This is a genomic window from Paenibacillus sp. IHBB 10380, assembly GCF_000949425.1.
Classification (GTDB): domain Bacteria; phylum Bacillota; class Bacilli; order Paenibacillales; family Paenibacillaceae; genus Paenibacillus_AQ.
On record NZ_CP010976.1, the window covers coordinates 1850657 to 1872776 of the forward strand.

Below are 22120 nucleotides of genomic sequence, written 5' to 3' on the forward strand. Positions count from 1 at the left end.
GCGAGAGGAGAAACCTTATATGTCAGATAATAATTTGATGTCGTCGCATAGTGCTCCGCACAGCGATGTAGAAGAAATCAAGCGCAGGAGTCAATACTTGCGGGGAAGTCTTACCGAGACATTACAAGACCCTATCACGGGATCTATACCCGAAGACGATAATCGATTGATGAAACATCATGGTAGTTACATGCAGGACGATCGGGATTTGCGCAATGAGCGGCTGAAGCAGAAGCTCGAACCCGCTTATCAGTTCATGCTCCGAGTGCGTGCGGCTGGTGGCGTTGTCACGCCGGAGCAGTGGCTCATGATGGACAGTGTTGCACAACAATATGCCAATGGAACCATTCGGCTGACGACCCGTCAGTCCTTTCAACTACATGGTGTACTCAAGTGGAACCTGAAGAATACGATCCGTGAAGTTAATGATGCGTTGTTAAGCACATTGGCAGCTTGCGGAGATGTGAACCGTAACGTGATGTGTAACCCGAATCCATACCAATCCGAGGTTCATGCACAAGTGTATGAGTGGGCTGCTAAGGTTAGTGATCATCTTAATCCACGAACTAGAGCCTATCACGAGATCTGGCTTGATGGTGAGAAAGTGGTGGACAGTCAGGCTCATGATGTGGAAATAGAACCGATCTATGGTGCTGTTTATCTACCTCGTAAGTTTAAGATTGGTATCGCTGTCCCTCCATCTAATGATGTTGACGTGTTCTCCCAGGATCTGGGTCTAATTGCTATTGTCGAAGAGGGACGCCTGATCGGATTCAACGTCGCGGTAGGTGGTGGGATGGGGATGGCACACGGTGATCCTAAGACGTATCCCCAAGTAAATAAAATAATTGGGTTCTGCACACCGGAACAGATGATCGACGTAGCAGAGAAGACGGTCACAATCCAACGGGATTACGGTGATCGTGCGGTGCGGAAGCACGCTCGGTTTAAGTACACCATCGATGACCGCGGCTTAGATTGGTTCATCAATGAACTTACGAATCGTCTGGGTTGGAGTCTTGAGGAAGCACGTCCTTACCATTTTGACCATAACGGGGATCGATATGGCTGGGTGAAGGGCAGTAATGGGAAATGGCATTTCACGATGTTTATTCAGAGCGGCCGGATCAAAGACGAGGATGACTATCTTCTGATGACGGGACTTCGGGAAATTGCCAAAGTGCATACAGGAGATTTCCGACTAACTGCGAACCAGAATCTGATTATCGCCAACATAAGTACACAGAAAAAGAAAAAGATCGAGAGAATGATCAAAGAATATGGACTCACGGATGGGATCCACCATTCTGCATTGCGGAGAAACTCGATGGCCTGCGTATCTTTTCCAACCTGTGGACTCGCAATGGCCGAATCGGAGCGCTACCTACCTACGCTGATGGACAAAATCGAGCCTATGCTTGTGGAATCCGGTCTGCGTGAGAAGGAAATCGTCATCCGTATGACCGGTTGCCCAAATGGATGTGCTCGACCGATGTTGGCGGAGATTGCGTTCATTGGTAAGGCTCCCGGAAAATACAACATGTATTTGGGCGGCGGATTTACTGGAAATCGTCTAAATAAGCTGTACAAAGAAAACATCGGTGAGACGGAGATTCTTGCGTCATTGAATCCGATTATTAGTCAATATGCGAAAGAACGTCAGGAAGGCGAACATTTCGGTGATTTTGTTATTCGTGCCGGCTATGTCAAAGAAGTCCTTTCGGGACAGGACTTTCATTCGTAGACCCGTGTCTTCCATACTGGATCAACCAGTCTCAATAGCTTTCTTTAGAAATAGGCTCAAAAAAACCGAAGTGTCACATCCTATGAATCATAGGTGGCACTTCGGTTTTTTTGAACATACTGCTCAAGCACTGATTTTGGTGTTGAGCCTGTAAATAAGTGAATGAGTTAAAGGCTCATCCGTAGACAAAAATGTTGACTTAGAGTAGACTCCAAGTTATATAACTTATCCAGATAAGAAGCACTATCACAGGTTAAAATAATCGAACACTACACCATTTAGAATAATTGGAACTGCATAATCTCAATGACAAAAGAATGGAGCTAAATAATTATGTATCGCAATTTAGAAGAATGTATCATCGATTTAGAAAAGAATGGACATTTAGTCCGCATTAAAGAAGAAGTCGATCCCTACCTTGAAATGGCTGCAATTCACATGAAAGTTTATGAGGCTGGCGGTCCAGCGTTGTTATTTGAGAATGTAAAGGGTTCAAAGTTTCGTGCGGTATCTAACATTTTCGGAAAAATCGAGCGTAGTAAGTTTATCTTCCGAGATACCTGGGCATCGGTACAGAATGTAATGGCTCTGCGGGACGATCCCATGAAAGCGTTAAAACAACCATTTCACAATATTGGAAACGGGTTGGCAGCTTTGAAAGCTCTCCCGTTGAAAAAGTTTGGTAGCCTTCCGGTTACTGCACAGGAAATCCAAATAGCAGACCTTCCGCTGATTCAGCACTGGCCTATGGATGGTGGGGCTTTTATCACCTTGCCCCAAGTGTATACTGAAGACCCAGCAAAACCAGGAATTATGAATTCCAATCTGGGTATGTACCGTGTTCAACTGAGTGGCAATGAATATGAGATGAATAAAGAGATTGGTTTGCACTATCAGATTCACCGTGGTATCGGAGTACATCAGGACAAGGCGAACAAACTAGGAGTCCCTCTAAAAGTGAGTTGTTTTGTAGGGGGGCCACCAGCGCACACGTTGTCAGCTATCATGCCCTTACCAGAAGGTCTGAGCGAGATGACGGTTGCCGGCTTGCTTGCAGGACGTAATTTTCGCTACAGCTATGTCGATGGCTTCTGTATTAGTAATGATGCTGATTTTGTGATAACTGGCGAAATTCACCATGGGGAGACGAAACCAGAGGGACCTTTTGGTGATCATTTGGGCTATTATAGTCTCACTCATCCTTTTCCATTAATGAAAGTACATAAAGTGTATGCCAAGCCAAATGCGATATGGCCGTTTACCGTTGTGGGTCGTCCGCCGCAGGAAGATACCGCATTCGGAGAACTCATTCATGAGTTAACAGGGGATGCGATCAAACATGAAATTCCTGGTGTCAAGGAAGTTCATGCTGTTGATGCTGCGGGTGTACATCCGTTACTTTTTGCGATTGGTAGTGAACGTTACACACCCTATCAGCAAGTCAAACAACCGGCCGAGCTGCTCACGATAGCCAATCGTATTTTAGGAACAGGACAACTGAGCTTGGCGAAGTATTTATTTATAACGGCTGAAGAGAATCAACCCATAGATACGCATCATGAAGTGGATTTTTTGAGATATATATTAGAACGTATTGATCTACATCGCGACATTCATTTTTATACAAATACGACCATCGATACGCTAGATTATTCAGGCACAGGATTAAATAGTGGTAGCAAAGTTGTCTTCGCCGCTTATGGAGATAAGAAGAGGGATTTATGCAAAGAGGTACCTGACGAATTGAAAGACATTCGAGGCTTTGAACATGCACAACTCATAATGCCAGGTATTGTGGTCATCCAAGGACCTGCATTTATTGATTATGCACAAGCACAACAGGAACTACAAGGGTTAAGCAATGCTATTCAATCCAAAGGACCTATCCCATCTTGTCCGATGATCATTCTGAGTGACGATAGCTCATTCATGAGTGCAACAATCCAGAATTTCTTATGGGCTACATTCACGCGCAGCAATCCTTCACATGACATTTATGGAGTGAATGGTAATTACGAGAACAAGCATTGGGCTTGTGATAATGTGATTATTGATGCACGTAGTAAGCCACATCAAGCACCGCCATTAATACCCGATCCAACGGTAGAGAAGAACATCGAACGATTATTTGCCAAAGGGGCTAGCCTGGGTGAAATAAAGTTAGGGTAAATGAACAGATTTGAAAAAAAGCCGACAATCTCAAGGATGAGTTTGATCGGCTTTTTGGTGTTGAGTGTTGTTATTTATATAGATTGAACTAAAGTTTACACTCTCCAAACTCTATAGATTCTAGTAAAGATCATCAATATGAGGGTTCGTCTTTAGTTCATTCTATCTATTTAGCTTTAATATACATCTCGTTAAAATATTGTTCAAGCATACGCTTGGTTGCGAACTCCTCGCGGGTCGTCTCAATACTCTTCTTCATCATGGAGACCCACTTTGGACGGTTTTCATAGTACGTTGGTAGCACTTTGGTAAGTAACGTATTGTACAAAGCTGCCGTATCATGGCGGTCTAATTCCTCGAAATCGGTTGTCTCGTAGCCATCCCCGATCTGCCAACCATTCTCACCATCGAGACAGGCCTCTGGCCACCATCCGTCCAGAATAGAGCAGTTGAGTACGCCGTTCATCGCTGCTTTCATCCCTGAGGTTCCGCTGGCTTCAAGCGGTCTACGTGGATTGTTAAGCCAGATATCTGAGCCTCGGGTAAGCATGGCTCCAATGGTCATATCGTAATTTTCTAAGAACACGACGCTCTTCGGATATTTCTTCATCATAGCTACCAGGTTGCTAACTATTTTCTTACCAACATCGTCTAAAGGATGGGCTTTACCTGAGAAGACGATCTGAACTTTCCCAGATTCCAGATAGGGTTCAATAATTTCAGGAGTTGAGAAAATGAGATCACTTCGTTTATAGGGCGCCGCTCTACGGGAGAAGCCGATGAGTAGATTATCTACGTTTAACTGGATACCAGAGCGTTCTTTAATGAAATCAATCAACTCTTGCTTCATTTCCATATGTGTCATCCACAGATCACCGTCATTCTCGAAGGTACGAGTGATACGCTCATCGACCCAAGTAGGTGTATGGATGGCATTCGTGATGCCGATAATAGGAGACCTACCAGCAACCTCCTTCCACATTTTGTTGGAGGTATCGGCATGCAGTTGAGCTACGCCATTAGAGATACGTGAAAGACGTAACCCAGCTACGGTCATATTGAATGGATTGCCACCTATACGCTCCATCTGGTCACGGGTCAAGCCATTGAAAGCCGTCATATACTCAAGACGTTCGAGTGGATGAGTTTCGTTACCTTCTTTGATTGGTGTATGTGTGGTGAATACGACTTCTTCTTTGGTCGCTCTCCAAGCCTCTTCGAAAGAATGACCAGCACACATCTTTTCGCGGATTAGTTCGGTAGCCGCAAGAGCGGCATGCCCTTCATTGAAATGGTAGACGTCTATCGGGATTTCCATCGCACGCATCGCCTTGACGCCACCAATGCCGATTACGATTTCTTGCGCAATTCGTTCTTCACCAAACCAACCGTATAGCTGACCGGTAATCCAAGCATCGTTGTTCTCAGGTATATCTGTATCAAGCAAATAGAGTGGGGTATTGCCAAAATGCTCTGTTTTCCATACTTTGCACACCACATCGCTATTTCTAACTTTAACCGTTACTTTAACACCAGTATCCTCAAGAAAATCGTAAACGTAGTTATGGTAAGTGTCGTAAGGTTTTCCCTCTGCATCAATTCTTTGATCTGTATAGCCTTGTTTCCATTTCAGCCCGATTGCTACAATAGGCATGTTGATGTCTTTTGCTCCCTTGATATAATCTCCGGCAAGAATGCCTAGACCACCTGCATACATTTTGAAATCCGAATGAAGTCCATACTCCATGCTAAAGTAAGCTACGGTTGGCAATTTTTTCTCACTCAATGGACAAGCCTCCTAATCATTTCATTGTGGGGGTCCGTATACAACTTGAAGTGTCACAATGTAGGTGCAAACGTTTGCTCGAAAAAAATTACTCCAAATTATTCCAAGTGATTCCACCCATAGGTTAGCATATCTCTAAGGAAAAAGTCTATAAAGAATAGCCGAATGGGTTAGTTCTTTTATTAGCTTTTTTATAATGTGAAACAGTTGTGGTTTCCTTCGCTAGCAATCGAAGTTGCATTATTTGTAAAACAAAAGTAATATCTTTCTAGTGGTACCTTGCAAAATATAGTACTAAGCAAAGTGGTGATGTGTACTTATGAACGTACAGTTTAAAAAAGGTGTATTGGAATTGTGTGTATTAAGCTTGACTGCCAAGAAAGATATGTACGGATACGAATTGGTTGAAGAAATTTCAAAAAACTTTGAGATTTCAGAGGGCACGATCTATCCGTTATTAAGAAGGCTTACTAAAGAAGGGTTATTTTCCACCTATCTTATGGAATCAACAGAGGGCCCCCCAAGGAAGTACTACAAATTAACGCCAAAAGGATTGGATCTAAAAAATGAACTCGTTATGGAATGGAAGGAATTTGCTAAAGGCGTAGAAAAAATGACTGAGGAGGAGTAAGGGGTGAACAAAGAGGTCTATTTAGCCGAAATTCGCAAATATTTAACAATACTCCCCAAACAGGAACAGGATGAAATATTAACAGATTATGAGGAGCATTTTGAACAAGCACGATTAAGAGGTCGTACGGAGAGTGACACTATTCAAAGTTTCGGGGAACCTCATGTGATTGCGAAGGAAATATTAGTTCAATATGAAATTACTAAGGCGCAAGTGAATCCATCATTGAATAGCGTGACGAGAGCCGTGTTTGCCGCATTGGGATTAGGAGTTCTGAACTTATTGTTTGTTTTAGCTCCATTTATTTTGGGTTTAGCAGTTCTTGTTGCATTGTTTGCGTGCTCTATCTTTCTGTTAGCCTCTCCCATTCTCTTGTTAATCCAAGACGGCTTCACATTCACGTATGTCAAAGAATTGTTTTCTATTATCGGTCTTGTCGGTATTGGTCTACTCATACTTCTAGGGGCGCTGAAAATCACGACTCTTTATTATAAATGGATGATTAACTATTTGAAGTTCAATCTGAGAATGGTAAGGAGGAATGAGAGTTGAAGTGGAATACGAAAAAGATCATCCAAATCGCTTTCGGTTTGGTTGTAGTAGCCATCATTGGAAACGTCCTGTTGTACATGTTCAATCTATCTCCGTTTAATTTAGCAGTGATTGATCAATCGCGTTCAGTATCTGCTGCTAACGTAACTGATATTCACGTCAATTCTAATACGGCTAATGTTAATATCGTACCGTATGACGGTACAGAAATTCAAGTTCATATGAAAGGCAAGTCAGAAGAGAGATGGGCAGATGACTTCCAATTATCGGTTGAGGAGAATGGAAATCAGGTCACCATAGAAGCAAACGAATTGGAAAAGACACGAATATTTGTACTCTATTCTGGTGATTATGAACTTCTGGTTCAATTGCCGCAGAAAAACTTTGAACGACTTCAGGTACAGACGGAAGCAGCGGATATAGACGTTGAGGGAGTGCAGATTAAGCGATCGTTCTTAGAAGCAGGTGTTGGCAATATAACAAGCAAGCAATTGCAAGGGATCATTAACGGTGTAACGGGAGCTGGGGATATTTACGTACAACTGCAATCCGTCGAGAATGATATAGAAGCAAAAACATCAGTTGGAAATATAACGGTAACAACGGAGATTGCGCCTGAAGCTATCCAAACGGAGTTAAGGAATGGTTTGGGCGAACGAACAATAGATTTTCCAGGCTTACCCAACGCTGAAGACGGTTCAGTAGGGACTGGAGGACCGAATGTTAAACTATCGGCGGAAGTGGGCGACTTGGCACTATTGATGGCAGATCATTAACCATTAGGCATGTGATCTCTATTTAAAATGACAAAAGTAGTCTGCGATCTATACAGTTTGTGAATGGATGATTTTGGACGGCAAGACCACCACGAAATTCGTGCTGGTCTTTTTTGTGGTACATCTGGCATGATGAGGTTGGTCGCCTTTCAGTGAATGTACAGCTAAACGGCTCTCACATGCGCAATTTATGATTGCATAGCGTAAGCACTTTATAATAAATGAATTTAAGTTTACATAGTTACCAAATTTAGTAAGTTACCATGTAATAGCCGCCCCATGTAGAATAGTTCAGGTCACCATAATTACGGTTAGCTGTGTTTGGATCAACAATAAAATTTGAACTAGCATCTCTATAATCAATTGCAGTAAGTCCACGTTTATGTGACCAACCACCATCAGAATCTTGTCTATACCAGTGATAGTCATAGCCTGGCGAAATTACTAAGGCCACTTTATATTGATGATAACCTGGAACTTCAGAGTAAGAAGAATTACTAATAGATTTACCTAAGTAAGGCATATCTGCTAAAGTAGCATTATAGATGTTGGATGTAGTTAGACTCGTAAACTGACTCCCAGCAAGTTCGCCTGGCTGTAATTTATGTCCTGAATAAGTAGATACATTCAACATATAAGCATAACAATTTGCTTTATCTGTTAAGTTTGCCCATGTACTAGGTGAATATGGATGTTCCCACCCTCCTGTTGGCATGGATTGAGCAAATGGCACGATTGGTGGTTCTTTAGATGATTGTTTTAATTCGGCGGGACTATTTGGAGTTTCTTGGAAAGATATTGAACTTTTAGTCAGTGAAGCAAACTCAGCTGGTCTATAATTAATCTGCAATTGTACTTCTTTTGGTAAACTGTTAAACCATTTTAGCCATTCCTGAGTATCAGGAGAAAAATTTGCTAAAGGATCAATGAATTTTTTCGATTCTGCATTGCCTGTTGGAGTTTCTTGGTTAGAAATGAAGTTTTCATTTAATGAAGTAAACTCGGCTGGTCTATAATTGACCTGCAATTGTTCTTCTTCTGTTAAGCTGTTTGACCACTTCATCCATTCCTGAGTATGAGTAGAATAAGTAGTTAAAGTGGAAGCGATTCCAGTATAAATGACCTTATTATTTACATTAGGACTAGCAAAAATGGGATTTGTGAGTAATGCCAGCATTACTACAGACAAAAGAACTGAAAACAATTTCTTCATATTTCTCTCCTCCTTGGAATAATTAAATTGTTGTTAAAATAAAACCTTTACACATCCTGATTTAGTTTCACTAGTAATCACCTCCTTGTTAGTAGTTAAAAAAAAGTAAACAGTCTATCAACTTTAACTATAAATAATATGTCATAATTGTTTTATTTTGTAAATAAAATAATATAATACAAATAAATCATATGTATGGAATAATTAATGTGTGTTATCATTACATTGAAATTTGATGGTTACTTCAAGGAATGAAAAATCATAGAAAGAAGGTACCCAAGAATGAAAAATAAGCATAGTATCATGACTATAATATTTTTTATTGTACTGGTTACATTTTCTGCTTGTGACATTAATTATGATAGTGATAACGATACAATATTGTCATTAGATAAGTTGCGATCTTTAGCAAAAAAAGGTGAAGTGTTATCGTGGAACGATTTTGAAGGTTATCCCTTTGAAGACATTGGTTCAGGATTATACATTCGTAAATATGAAATTGAAGGTAAATACCATTTATTAATTAGTGGCAGAAGTATTAACAATGCTCCTGATAATATCTATCTTGTCAAGACAACCGGAGAGCAGATCGATATTCGATATGATGACATAGATTCTTTTATTCTTAATTGAACTTAACATGTATAAATGCCGCCATTGGGCGGCATTTTGTTTATCAACCTATCCAATATGATACAATAACTGTCATCATGCGTATTCTCAAAGTAAAAATAAGTTAGGGTGATCTTCAAATGAAAATTTTGCTTGTGGAAGATGATAAAACGATCGCATCAGGACTTGAATATTCGCTACAACAAGATCAATTTTCCACGGTTCTTTGCTATGATGTTGCATCTGCTAAAGAAGTGCTAGCTGAACAGTTAGATCAATTCACGTTATGTTTATTTGATATATCGCTGCCAGATGGTAGTGGCTATGAATTGTGTAAAGTAGTGAAAGAGCGGAGCGATATTCCCGTCATCTTTTTAACAGCGATTGATGATGAGGTTAATGTTGTGATGGGGCTTGATATGGGAGCAGACGATTATATAACAAAACCCTTTCGTATTCGTGAGCTTCTCTCTCGGATCAAATCGGTGTTACGGAGATATCATAAACAGACTCAGACCAAATCAATTATTGAGATAGAAAATGTCCGGATTAACACGCTTGAAGGTAAAGTTTATAAGAATGGCGATGAGATTGCATTGACTGCCTTAGAGTATCGCTTATTACTTATCTTCGCTAACCATATTGGACAGGTTCTCTCAAGAAATCAACTTTTAGAGAGGATATGGGATGTGGCAGGAGACTTCGTGAATGATAATACATTAACCGTCTACATAAAAAGGTTACGGGAAAAGTTAGAGGATAATCCGCAGAATCCCACGATTATCAAAACAGTACGCGGTTTGGGTTATAAGGTGGGTGATTAGCATGCTACGTAATAGAGAAATCCTCATGTTATTGCTAACGATGTGCTCGATCAGTATAGTGGCGGTAATTGTATTGGTTATGGTCTCGCTTGCTGCGGCAGTGCTCACTTTAATCACTTCAGCTCTGCTCATTGGATGCAGTTTGGTATTTACGAGATGGAGATATCGCGAACTCGAAAAACTTTCTGGATATTTGCGCCAAATTAGTGGTGGTGATTATTCGCTTGATGTTCGTGATAATCAAGAGGGTGAACTTAGTATTCTGAAGAACGATATTTATAAAGTGACGCTAATGCTATCCGAGCAGAAGTCACTATTGCAACATGATAAAGTCCAGCTAACCAATGCTATCTCCGACATATCTCATCAGCTCAAAACCCCACTTACCTCCATGACGGTAATGGCAGATTTGTTAAGTGAACCCGAGCTACCTATAGAGAAAAGAACGGAATTTACACGCAATATTCGTATTCAGCTCGAACGGATCGGGTGGCTTGTTTCTTCGTTATTAAAGTTCTCGAAAATTGACGCCGGAACGGTACAATTTAAACAAGATCGCATTTCGGTGAAAAAGCTTCTTCAAAAAGCGTTAGAGCCCGTGCTGATTCCGATGGACATTAAGGAACAAACAGTTTCGATTAAGGGTGAAGATACCGTCTCTTTTCTGGGTGATCTGAATTGGACAGCCGAAGCCGTAATCAACATTCTGAAGAATAGTGTCGAGCACACACATGAAGGTGGTGAGATCTTTATTTCTTTTTCAGAAAATACACTGTTTACGGAAGTTATCATTGCAGATAACGGTAAGGGAATCCCGAAGGAAGAGTTACCCTATGTTTTCAAACGATTTTATAAAGGTAAGAATGCAAGCGAAGATAGCATCGGTATTGGGCTTGCTCTGGCTCACAGCATTATTACAAGTCAGAACGGTGATATTGAGGTTAAGAGTGAAAGAGGAACGGGTACACAGTTTCGTATTAAGTTTTACAAATAGGTGATTTAAATGAAATTGGCGGATGGTCAAGCCAAGTGCGACGACGGGGCTCGACATCGCCTAAGTGACTAGACTGTCATTTTCGAGTCACTTTAAAGTCATGTTAGGCAGATATACTGATCTCATCAGCATAAATGGAGGTCTTATCATGGATATATTAACAATAGAACATCTGTCTAAAACATATGGGAAGGGCGAAACGGCGGTAAAGGCACTTGATGATGTTTCTTTCTCGGTAAAAAAAGGGGAATTCGTCGCGATTATCGGTCCATCAGGTTCAGGGAAATCGACGATTTTGCACATACTTGGTGGAGTGGATAGACCAACAAGTGGAAAAGTACTCGTTGACAACACGGACATTTATGAGCTTAATGAAACACAGCTAGCGATCTTTAGACGTAGACAAATCGGCTTAATTTATCAGTTTTATAACCTTATTCCCGTTCTAACCGTTGAGGAGAATATTAAACTACCTTTACTGCTTGATGAACATAAGGTAGATAAGAAGCAGTTTGATGATATCGTAAAGACTTTAAATTTGGGCAATCGCTTAAATCATCTACCCAATCAGCTATCTGGCGGACAACAGCAACGTGTCTCAATTGGTAGAGCGTTAATTAGTAATCCTGCGATTATGCTAGCAGACGAGCCAACCGGCAATCTAGACAGTAAGAATGGTAATGAAATCATAGACCTATTAAAAATGTTTAATAAAACCTTTCATCAGACGCTAATCATCATTACCCATGATGAACGGATTGCGCTACAAGCGGATAGAGTCATTACCATTGAAGATGGAAGGATTGCCAAGGATGAGGTGATTCGTCCGTGAACATTGTTAATAAATTAACAGTACGACATTTGAAGCAAAATAAAAGACGTACACTTGTTACAATCATAGGCGTCATTATTTCAGTGGCTATGGTAACGGCTGTTTCAACGCTTGGTGTATCTTTTATGAATTTAATGCAAAAGCAAGAAATCGCAAGTGATGGAGAATGGCATGTCTTTTACAAAGATGTGAACAAAGCTCAGCTTGAAGCGGTTAAAGCCGATGAAGCAACAAAAGCACTTGTGGTTTCAAGAGACCGTGGCTATGCCCCTTTAGAAGGGGGACACAATGAAAACAAGCCATATTTGTTTATCAAGGAATATAATACACAAGGTTTTACACAGTTTCCGATTGAACTAAGTTCGGGGCGACTTCCCCATGCACATAATGAAGTTGTTATTTCGGAGGAAATTGCTTCGAATGCCAAAATTGAATACAAGATTGGTGATACGTTGACACTTGATGTTGGCGAACGATTCATGACTGAAGAAGAGCATGGTGGTCAAGCGCTAACGCAGAATGACGCATTACAATCGGTCAAGGATACGATTACTGAAACGATAAAAAATATAACAGCTGAAAGTTACACTGTTGTAGGCTTCATTAAGCGTCCTACATGGGAACCGACATGGGCGCCGGGGTATACAATCCTAAGTTATGTGGATGAGAGCATGTTGGGTGCGGACGATACAGTGAATGCGACGGTTGTATTAAATAAGGTCAAAAGATCCTTATATACTCATGCAAAGGATTTGGCAAAGACAAACAACATTGAGGACATTGGTTTCAATAAAAATTTATTACGTTATTATGGTGTGACGAATAACGACGGCTTACGCAGCACGATCGTTTCATTGTCAGCGGTCATTATGGCAGTCATTGTTATTGGTTCCGTTTCGTTAATATATAATGCTTTCGCTATTTCCGTCTCGGAACGTTCTCGTCATTTAGGGATGCTCTCGAGTGTGGGGGCTACGAAAAGGCAGAAGAGAAATTCGGTGTTTTTTGAAGGTGCAGTGATTGGCTTGATCAGTATTCCCATTGGAATCATTTGTGGTCTTGTCGGGATCGGTATTACCTTTTGGTTCATTAACTCCATGATCCAAGGAGCATTAGGGGTAACAGAAACATTAACGGTGTCCGTCACACCATTGTCCCTATGGATTACTAGTGCGGTTTCGATCCTAACGATCTTTATTTCAACGTATCTACCAGCAAAAAGAGCATCTAAGATCTCTGCTATTGATGCGATTCGACAAACAACGGATGTTAAGCTTACAGGTAAAGCAGTAAAAACGTCCAAATTTATTCGCAAGCTTTTCGGAATCGAAGCAGAAATAGGTTTGAAAAACTTAAAGAGAAACAAGCGCAGGTACCAAGCAACGGTGTTCTCACTTATCATTAGCATTGTTCTGTTTTTAGCGGTATCATTTTTCACATCCAATTTGGAAAAATCCCTCGAGCTCTCACAAGATGTCTCACAAGAGGGTGTGAATTATGATATTCAGGTCTATATGGGCAATGATATGACTGATAAGGAAGAAGATCGGTTGATACAATCGATAGCAACCCTTGATGGTGTAACAGAATATAGCGATATACAACGTATGTATGTAACCTCTTGGATTGAAGAGGCATCGATTGCAGAAGAATTGAAAAAGAATGTGAAAAATGATCATAGTATCCTTAAGAACGGAAAATACCCTTACTATATTCAGTTAAATGCATTAAATGAACAGAAACTAAAAGCTTATGCAGAAGCAGTCGGTACAGATTATGATCAACTAATTGACCCGAAACGTTTAGCTGCCATTGTGATTGATACGATTTCCTATGAAGATAAGGAAGCAGGGAAATATGTAGAAACGAAGGCTATTCAAACGAAAATTGGACAAGTCATTGATTTAATCTATAAAGATTGGGAAACCGAAGAAGAGACGAATTTAAACAAAGTAGAAATCGCCACATTGACAGATCAATTCCCAATGGGTATTCATTCAGTAGAGGTAGGCGGGTTAAATATCATTGTCTCCGAACAAGTCATGGACAAACTAACGAATGATAAGATGATTAACGACATTGAGACCTATCTTTACCTGAAGAGTAAGAATCCATTAGCAACGCAACAGGACATTGAGGAAATGAAAGAAAGTAATATATATGTTCACAATGTGTATCAAAATAGACAACAGGATGAACAGATGGTCATGTTAATGTCGGTATTTGCTTATGGTTTCATCGTATTAATTACGTTGATATCGATTGCGAATATTTTCAATACGATCTCGACGAGCATATCACTTCGAAAACGAGAATTTGCGATGTTGAAATCTGTTGGGATGACGCCAAAAGGCTTTAACAAGATGATAAATTATGAAAGTATATTTTATGGAATAAAATCGTTACTCTATGGGCTTCCGATCAGTATAGTAGTCATGTATTTGATCTACAGGGCATTGATGAACAGTTTTGACTATGGATTCACTCTGCCTTGGACAAGTATTGTATATGTCGTTGTTGCTGTATTTATCATGGTTAGTTCAGCAATGCTATACGCCAGCTCAAAAGTGAAAAAAGAAAATATTATTGATGCATTAAAACAGGAAAGTATATAACCATTATGATGGAGGCAGCTTGAAACGAAACATGATGCTGAGAGCAAATTGCATACCGATGGGTATCAATCTGCTCTTTTTGTGTGAGATAGGATACAAATGAATAATTTTTTACACTTTGCAAAGAAGTGACTAGATTCATATAGACGTATCAAGAACACTAATGTAGAATATATCCATTGTTAGTATCTAAAGGAAGTGGAGGGAGCCAATGAGCGAATTACTGATCGACTTGAAAATAACGGAGGGAGTTTTGGATGCATCACCTGAGGAGGTAGCGATTGACACCCAACAACTGAATAAATTGGAAAGCCACTTTCAGAATCTAATTTCGCAGGAAAAAATTCAAGCGGCAAGTTATCTTGTTGCACGCCATGGAAGAATCGCAGCGTGGAAATCGATGGGGAGACTTCATGGAGCGACAGAACAGGGGAACTTGCAACCAGATTCCCTTCGTAAGATGTCTTCAATTACGAAGGCGTTTACAAGTGTATCCATCGTGAAATTGATAGAGGACGGTAATCTGTACATCGATCTACCTGTATCTACTATTTTGGAAGAGTTCAATACTCCTGTGCATAAGGATATCACCCTGTTTCACTTGTTAACGCATACGTCCGGTATTTTACCGGTGACGGGGTACTATAATGAACCCTATCCGCGGGAGTGGTGGGGCGCGAATGGTATGGAGAACTGGATCCGCAAAGTGCTGCAGGGCCCGCTCGTTTGCCAACCGGGGGATGCCTATAACTATTCCACAGTGGGCTTTGCTCTACTTGGTGAGATCGTCTCGCGTATATCCGGTAAGAAGTATGAAGACTATGTGATAGAGAACATCATTCAACCGCTCAGGATGAAACGGACCTTTTTTGACGTGCCCGAGCATCTGCATTCGGAGGTGTGTACGGTAGACAAAATGGATATCGAGAGACTGTGCGCGCAAGACGATAGTTCATCTACACCTCCACGTTCGGACAGTGGCCTATATTCTACCCTGTTTGATATGTGGAAATTCGGACAAATGCTCCTTAATGGGGGAACCTTTGAAGGTCAGCGCATCCTTGGAAGAAAATCTGTGGATCTGCTGACCCGACGCCATCTATTCAATGTTCCGGCATACCATTGGGGAGGTCAAATCAAGGACAAAGGTCATGCACTAGGATTTGACCTTGCCATTAATAATCTTACCTTTGAGTCAGAGGGGACCTTCCAACTGGAAGGTGCAGGCAGATCAGGATTTTTCGTCGATCCGGTGGAAAAATTGATTGTCGTCCTGTTCGTACCTTCCATTTATTCTTGGGTGCCCGAGTCAGTGCTCGGCACGAAACAAATTATTTGGTCGAGCTTGATGTAATATATGACAGTGGGAGGCTACCAGATGGTAGCCTCTTTTTTTATGGCTTTGTAACATAACATACAGAAGAGCCCGGCGTATATATCCCGCACCGGGCTCTATAGGAGATGGAAAGGGTCTCTATAACGAGAGCCATCACCACCCCAACTTAGAGAGTATCGGCAAGTGTTTAATACGTCCTTTCTAGTCATTAATGAATTTTCCATTGTAGGGTGACATTGTGTCGTTTATACTCATAACAACATACTACTTTTGTTAGTGTGACAGTTTGTCCGAATATGTAGTCTAAGCAACTCATAGATTCAAAATGTAAGCGTATTAATAAGGGGTGACTCTATGTCCAAAGTACACGATTACCCAGATGTTCGTGTTGTGCGTACCCGCAAGTTACTCAAATCAGCGCTACTTTCACTTCTGGATGTTAAGACCTTCGACGAGATCAAGATTAAAGAAATCGCTGAAAAAGCCGGCGTAAACCGGGTTACATACTATGACCATTATTCAACCAAAGGGGAACTTCTTTCCGAGCTCATCGAGGACGTGCTATCCGAATATGAAGATATTATTGAAGGAATACAAGCGGTTACACACTCTCAATGGCCTTCGGCCGAATATATGAAAACGATCAGGTTGTCCGTAGGACATATCAAGAAATATTGCGATTTCTACAGGATCATGCTATTGACCCATGGAGTGCCTGACTTATCCAATCGACTTCACAACCAAATGAGTCAATCCTTGCATCATGTTATGCGCCGGATGAACCACGTTCATCCAGATATCGAATCGGATTTGCTTGTGAATTGGATTATTGGAGGGGCCATTGGAGTATATAAATACTGGCTTCAGAACGGAATGCGGCAGTCAGAGGAAGAGATTTCGCGTCAGCTACTGAAGATCACACTTGCATCCTACCAGGTGTATAATCCTCGTAAGTAGTTAATTAAAGTATATTTTTGTCTGATTAATGTCACGATCTATATGCTATTTCCGTTAATCCGCTATGATATAATGTACTAAATTGCATTGAAACAGCTCTAATTAACAATGGAAGATGGTGTTATCGCTTTGAAAACAGTCGTCGTGATCGGCGGGGGAATGACCGGATTGTCCACCGCTTACTATTTACAGAAATCCATACAAAATAACAACTTGGACGTTAACATCGTACTGGTTGAAGCCAGTGATAGACTAGGTGGAAAGATCAGAACGCTACATGATGGAGATTTCACGATAGAGTCGGGTGCAGATTCTATTGTGACACGTAAGACTAATGTCGCTCCCCTAATTGAAGAGTTAGGTCTTCAAGATGAGGTCGTATATAACGCAACAGGAATATCTTATATCTACACCGAGGGTAAGCTTACGCAGATTCCGAAGGATGCTGTTTTTGGAATACCGCTAAGTATCGAGTCGCTTGCCAAGACGGAACTCATCTCCGCCGAAGGAAAGGTAGAAGCTCTGAAAGATTTATACACTCCGAATGACAGGTTCACGAAAGATGACTCAGTTGGTGAATTTCTAGAAGCTTTCTTCGGAAAAGAACTTGTTGAGAAGCAAATTTCACCTGTCCTCTCAGGTGTCTATTCTGGTAAATTGGATGATCTTACGATTGCATCAACACTTCCTTATTTAATTGATTATAAGAATGAATATGGCAGTATTATTCAAGGTTTATCCGCGAATAAGGCTAAATTTCAAGGGAATGGCGATAAGAAGTTCATGTCTTTCAAAGACGGGGTATCTGCATTGATTGACTCCATGGAGGAGCATTTGTCTGATACGGAGATCATTAAGGGTGTTCAGGCAGAGAGAGTAGAAAAACAAGGGGATCAGTACCGTGTATCTCTTGCTAATGGTCGTACTGTAGATGCTGATATTGTTGTAATGGGAACGATGCATTCTACAGCACAAGCTCTGCTTCAAGACGAACAACTGGATGAGGATTTCAATCAATTATTTAACAGCTCTCTAATCAGTATATATCTGGGATTTGATATCCCTGACAGTCAACTACCTGCGGATGGAACGGGATTCATAACAGCTAATAGCGATGATGTGAAATGCAATGCTTGCACGTGGACAAGCCGCAAATGGGCGCATACTTCAGAACATCAGCGTCTGCTCGTCAGACTCTTTTACAAGAGCTCAGGACCTTATTATGATACGCTCATCAAGCTCTCGGAAGAGGAGCTGCTGAAGGTAGCTCTGCAAGACATTCAATCCAGTCTTGGCATTACAGGCCAACCTATATCCTACGATGTGACGAAATGGCATGATGTCATGCCGAATTATCACATCCGTCATCATCAGATCGTAGAGTCTCTTGAGAAGAAGATGGCTAATAGTTATCCTAATATAATTCTTGCCGGATGTTCTTACTATGGTGTGGGTATTCCAGATTGCATTGCGAATGGGGAGACGACAGCAAAGCTTATCATGGAGCAAGTTAGTTCGAATTCCTGATATACAGTAGTTTGCACCTGAAGGAGTCTAAAGGTATGGTAGAAACAATAATGGGATATCCGCTCGAGGGACATGAGCATTTCTGAGTTAAACTCAATAAAACGCTGCTAAAATCAACAAAAACCCTTATTTCATAAGGGTTTTTGTTGATTTTAGGGATGGATTTTTTTCAGGGGTAAATGACACAATTATTCATATTCGCTAGAAGTTAGGTACCAATCGAATAAGTTTATCCGGAGTGCCGTCCCCGTTCTTATCGCCATTGTTGCTAGTGACGAAATAAAGCGAACCGTCCGGCGCTTCGACAATGTCGCGGATGCGGCCGTATTTATTCACATACAAATAATTAAGATTACTGCTGTTGATCGTTGGCTTGCCGTTCTGCTCTCCAATTACCATGCGAATAATCTGTTTGCCTTTCAAATTGGTTACTAGCAGATTCCCTGCCCATGGCCCTTGGGTTACAAAAGTCATGCCAGAGGGTGCCCAGGTTGTGCCATTGGCATAAATAAGCGGAGGCGTAATTCCTGATTGATTCTGATTACCGCCCTCATATTTGGGCCAACCGTAATTGTTACCGGGTTGGATGAAGTTGATCTCGTCCTTAGAGGACTCACCATGCTCCGATACAAAGAGACGATTCGTGCCAGGCTGCCAGGCTAATCCTTGAGGATTCCGGTGCCCCCGGCTATAAATCGGAGAGGAAGAACCAAACGGATTGTCGCTTGGAAAGGTACCGTCCAAATTCAGGCGGAACATTTTTCCTCCAAGGTAAGTCAGTGTATCATCTTTATTTCCGTAGTTACCGTCACTGAAATACAGTTTGTTGTCAGGGCCTATTTTCACACGTCCGCCATTATGATAGACCGCACCTGGAAGATTAGTGATAAGAACCTTATCCAATGTTGCTTTGTTGTTATTTTCCTTAAGGCGAACAACCTGATTGGCCACTTTGTTATCGGATGTTTTGTAGGAATGGTAGATATACATGTAATGATTGGTGGCGAAATTGGGATCTAGCGCTATTCCCAATAAGCCACCTTCGCTCTTAGGCATATAATAAAAAGGGGAGCCTAGAGTCATGACTGGTGTTGATTTCAATTCCCCGTTCACAACGACACGAATTCTGCCACTATTACGTTCTGTAAAGAATATCCGTCCATCTGGTGCTAATGCGATAGCCCATGGCGTTTCTAAATTGCTTGCGACTACCTCTGGTGTATAAGGATCGGAAGAGGCAGGGTTGGTTTTGACAGACAACGCTTTGCTTGCTACGGATATATTTCCTGCTAAATCCCTTGCTTTCACGGTGAAATTGTACGTAGTATTTGCCGTAAGTCCTGTCACATTGAAGGATGTCGCAGGTGCGCTGCCGGCTAGTGTGTCATTTCTATAAATATCGTACTCATACACGCTTACGTTGTCTGTCGATGGCGTCCAGGTTAAATTGACTGTCGAGGATGTTTTGCTTGAGCTTACAAGTCCTGTAGGGGCAGTCGGGGCCTGCGTATCAATTTGGTTTGTCGTTTTCACCGTTAGAGGGCTGCTGGCATTGGAAATATTCCCTGCCGCATCTTTGGCCTTGACAGTGAAATTATAAGTGGTATCCGGCGTTAAGCCGGTAAAGGTATAGGTAGTGTTCGTTACATTCGCTTGCGTCAATACATTGTCTTTGTACAAGTCATAGTCCTTGACCCCAACATCATCCAGCGATGCGGTCCACGATATGTTAGCCGTTGTATCCGTTACACTATTTGCCTGTAAGTTTGTCGGTTCGGTAGGTGGGAACACATCACCGGTGGCATTTACTTTCACTTTGTCAAAGGTGGCCGTGCTTAAATTGGATACATTATGGCTGGTGACAGCCAATCCTACATACAACGAGGCATTCATGTTGATGGTCAAGTTGCCCAAATCGCCCCAGTTCAGCCCATTGTTGGATACATATCCTTTGATGATGTTACCTTTGCGTTCCAGCTTTACCCAGGTTGGACTCGTCGAGGCTATTTTCTCACTTTGGGAAGTTCCACCTGTTTCAGTCCGGTACTGGAATGTGAACCCGTTAGTAGGCGTCAATAGCAAATCGACATGCTTGGAATCAGCATTCAGCGTTTCCCTTATCATGATACCCGCCTTCGCGAAATCGTGTGAGCTTGTCTGAGAAGAGACAAGGGCAACAATTGAGCCGTCTCCTGTCCAGGGCTGATACACATAATTGAACTGATCCGATTTACCCCAAATGTCCGTACCTGCGCCGCTTACGGAAAATTGGTCAGCAGCCAGATCGTAAGAAGCGCTACCCGTCATTGCCGGCGAACCGATATTTTGTTGCTTCCACGGATTCGGCACAGCTCCTGCGGAAGTTTCTACCTCAACCTCAACCTCTGCCTCGGCGAAGCCTGATGTAGGCAATAAAGTGAGTAGCATACAAATGCAGAGACTTAAAGCCATAATTTTGCTTCGTGTAATCATCATCGATACACTTCCTTTTTAGTTTTTGGAATGACGATAGGGGATGGCTTTGACAGACAATGAAATCCTCCTTCCTCAAAATTAAACCGCTTATACTTTCAATTTATACTTTAACACATTTGGATAAAAAAGGAATACAATTCCAAAGAAATAGAAATTATTTTGTTTTCCATTATGTTGGATGAAAATGATTGGTTTATAATGTAAATAATTTTAGACGGAGGCTACAATCCATGAGGAAGTAGCGCCCACGCTAGGCTCAGAATATATCATTAAATCCATGGGGGAGATAATGATAACTCGACCTCTTTGCAAAGTACGACCAATTGATGAACGCCATAAAATTGCTGACGATTGCGCTGATGGATGTTCAACAGCGCATTTTCTGTGACTTTTTTTGCTTGTTCAATGCTCTGATGTTCTACAGCCCGAACAATTTCCTTCATATTCTCCAAAAAGTAGACTGTCCGTCGCAATGTGCGAATGAGCAAAATTTGCCGTATATGTATTGGCGTAAAAATTCGGTATCCATTATCAGGATCTCGTTCTGGTGATAGTAGTCCTTCCTTTTCCCAATGTCGAATCGCCGACTCTTGTACATTGGTAAGAGTAGCGACTTCGCCAATGGTCATATCGTTTTTCATCTTTTTACTTGAAATAAGTGGTAGTTCAGTATCTTGAAGTAAATCAAGTGTCTGGTCGGCAACGATTTTGTCTTGTTGTAGATTGGCTTGTTCTTTATTGACAATCCAGAATGCTGTGTCCATATCACCGTTTTGAATGTGACGAAGCACATTACAAGTGATTGCAACACCAAATCCGGGAAACATTGCACGAAGGCAACGAAAATAAGCCAAATGCACCTTTGTATAGAGGCGATAACCATTGGCAGCACGAGTGGGTGTTGGAATGACTCCCCAAGATTCATAATGTCGCAAAGCACTCGTACTAATGTTGAGCTCTCTAGCAATCTCAATTGGCTTATAGTAGTCCATTGTCTGTTCCCCCTTAAGTAGATTTTTACTATACCAAATGAACTTGTGTTAAACAAACATTAAATTAAAAGATTAAAGTATAATG

The 22120-nt window shown here is 41.4% G+C and carries 17 protein-coding genes; 13 read left to right on the forward strand and 4 right to left on the reverse strand.

Annotated features, from left to right (window positions below; genetic code table 11):
- Window positions 1-19: 19 nt before the first annotated feature.
- On the forward strand, window positions 20-1744 hold the full coding sequence (cysI, locus tag UB51_RS07940) for an assimilatory sulfite reductase (NADPH) hemoprotein subunit (protein ID WP_044876851.1): 1725 nt from the start codon (window positions 20-22) through the stop codon (window positions 1742-1744).
- A gap of 333 nt (window positions 1745-2077) precedes the next feature.
- The gene (locus tag UB51_RS07945; RefSeq protein ID WP_044876852.1) at window positions 2078-3913 is read left to right on the forward strand and encodes a UbiD family decarboxylase; all 1836 of its coding nucleotides are present in this window, start codon (window positions 2078-2080) and stop codon (window positions 3911-3913) included.
- A 166-nt stretch (window positions 3914-4079) separates the two neighbouring features.
- On the opposite strand, the gene glgP is transcribed toward UB51_RS07945, so the two are convergent.
- Complete coding sequence (glgP, locus tag UB51_RS07950) at window positions 4080-5699, reverse strand: alpha-glucan family phosphorylase (RefSeq protein ID WP_044876853.1); 1620 nt, start codon at window positions 5697-5699, stop codon at window positions 4080-4082.
- A 319-nt stretch (window positions 5700-6018) separates the two neighbouring features.
- Here glgP and UB51_RS07955 point away from each other — a divergent pair, with 319 nt between their 5' ends.
- Genes UB51_RS07955 through UB51_RS07965 form a run of 3 tightly spaced genes read left to right on the forward strand, consistent with a single transcriptional unit; the run spans window position 6019 to window position 7658 of the window.
- On the forward strand, window positions 6019-6330 hold the full coding sequence (locus UB51_RS07955; protein WP_044876854.1) for a PadR family transcriptional regulator: 312 nt from the start codon (window positions 6019-6021) through the stop codon (window positions 6328-6330).
- Between the two features lie 3 nt (window positions 6331-6333).
- Window positions 6334-6882: an HAAS signaling domain-containing protein gene (locus tag UB51_RS07960; protein WP_044876855.1), complete on the forward strand. Its 549-nt coding sequence runs from the start codon at window positions 6334-6336 to the stop codon at window positions 6880-6882.
- Complete coding sequence (locus UB51_RS07965; RefSeq protein ID WP_044876856.1) at window positions 6879-7658, forward strand: DUF4097 family beta strand repeat-containing protein; 780 nt, start codon at window positions 6879-6881, stop codon at window positions 7656-7658. The genes UB51_RS07960 and UB51_RS07965 overlap by 4 nt, the downstream gene beginning before the upstream one ends.
- A 250-nt stretch (window positions 7659-7908) precedes the next feature.
- Here UB51_RS07965 and UB51_RS07970 read toward each other — a convergent pair whose 3' ends face one another.
- Window positions 7909-8871, reverse strand: a complete 963-nt coding sequence (locus UB51_RS07970; protein ID WP_052675804.1) for a hypothetical protein — start codon at window positions 8869-8871, stop codon at window positions 7909-7911.
- A gap of 282 nt (window positions 8872-9153) precedes the next feature.
- Between UB51_RS07970 and UB51_RS07975 the strand changes: the two genes are divergently transcribed.
- The 8 genes from UB51_RS07975 (at window position 9154) to UB51_RS08010 (ending at window position 18568) form a co-directional block, all read left to right on the forward strand.
- A complete protein-coding gene (locus UB51_RS07975; protein WP_044876857.1) occupies window positions 9154-9504 on the forward strand; it encodes a hypothetical protein in 351 nt (116 codons plus the stop codon).
- A gap of 119 nt (window positions 9505-9623) precedes the next feature.
- Window positions 9624-10307, forward strand: coding sequence for a response regulator transcription factor (locus tag UB51_RS07980; RefSeq protein ID WP_044876858.1), 684 nt, complete (start codon window positions 9624-9626; stop codon window positions 10305-10307).
- A gap of 1 nt (window position 10308) precedes the next feature.
- The gene (locus UB51_RS07985) at window positions 10309-11301 is read left to right on the forward strand and encodes a sensor histidine kinase (RefSeq protein WP_044876859.1); all 993 of its coding nucleotides are present in this window, start codon (window positions 10309-10311) and stop codon (window positions 11299-11301) included.
- Window positions 11302-11449: 148 nt separating this feature from the next.
- Window positions 11450-12133: an ABC transporter ATP-binding protein gene (locus tag UB51_RS07990; RefSeq protein WP_044876860.1), complete on the forward strand. Its 684-nt coding sequence runs from the start codon at window positions 11450-11452 to the stop codon at window positions 12131-12133.
- A complete protein-coding gene (locus UB51_RS07995) occupies window positions 12130-14748 on the forward strand; it encodes an FtsX-like permease family protein (protein WP_044876861.1) in 2619 nt (872 codons plus the stop codon). The genes UB51_RS07990 and UB51_RS07995 overlap by 4 nt, the downstream gene beginning before the upstream one ends.
- Before the next feature lie 211 nt (window positions 14749-14959).
- The gene (locus UB51_RS08000) at window positions 14960-16102 is read left to right on the forward strand and encodes a serine hydrolase domain-containing protein (RefSeq protein ID WP_044876862.1); all 1143 of its coding nucleotides are present in this window, start codon (window positions 14960-14962) and stop codon (window positions 16100-16102) included.
- Window positions 16103-16438: 336 nt separating this feature from the next.
- Window positions 16439-17041 carry a TetR/AcrR family transcriptional regulator gene (locus UB51_RS08005; protein ID WP_044876863.1) on the forward strand — a complete coding sequence of 201 codons (603 nt, stop codon included), beginning with the start codon at window positions 16439-16441 and terminating at the stop codon, window positions 17039-17041.
- A 129-nt stretch (window positions 17042-17170) separates the two neighbouring features.
- On the forward strand, window positions 17171-18568 hold the full coding sequence (locus UB51_RS08010) for a protoporphyrinogen oxidase (RefSeq protein ID WP_044879972.1): 1398 nt from the start codon (window positions 17171-17173) through the stop codon (window positions 18566-18568).
- A gap of 201 nt (window positions 18569-18769) precedes the next feature.
- Here UB51_RS08010 and UB51_RS08015 read toward each other — a convergent pair whose 3' ends face one another.
- Together UB51_RS08015 and UB51_RS08020 are read right to left on the reverse strand one after the other, a co-directional pair.
- Complete coding sequence (locus tag UB51_RS08015) at window positions 18770-21043, reverse strand: PQQ-dependent sugar dehydrogenase (RefSeq protein ID WP_234405564.1); 2274 nt, start codon at window positions 21041-21043, stop codon at window positions 18770-18772.
- A gap of 269 nt (window positions 21044-21312) precedes the next feature.
- On the reverse strand, window positions 21313-22035 hold the full coding sequence (locus UB51_RS08020; RefSeq protein WP_044876864.1) for a MerR family transcriptional regulator: 723 nt from the start codon (window positions 22033-22035) through the stop codon (window positions 21313-21315).
- Window positions 22036-22120 lie beyond the last annotated feature (85 nt).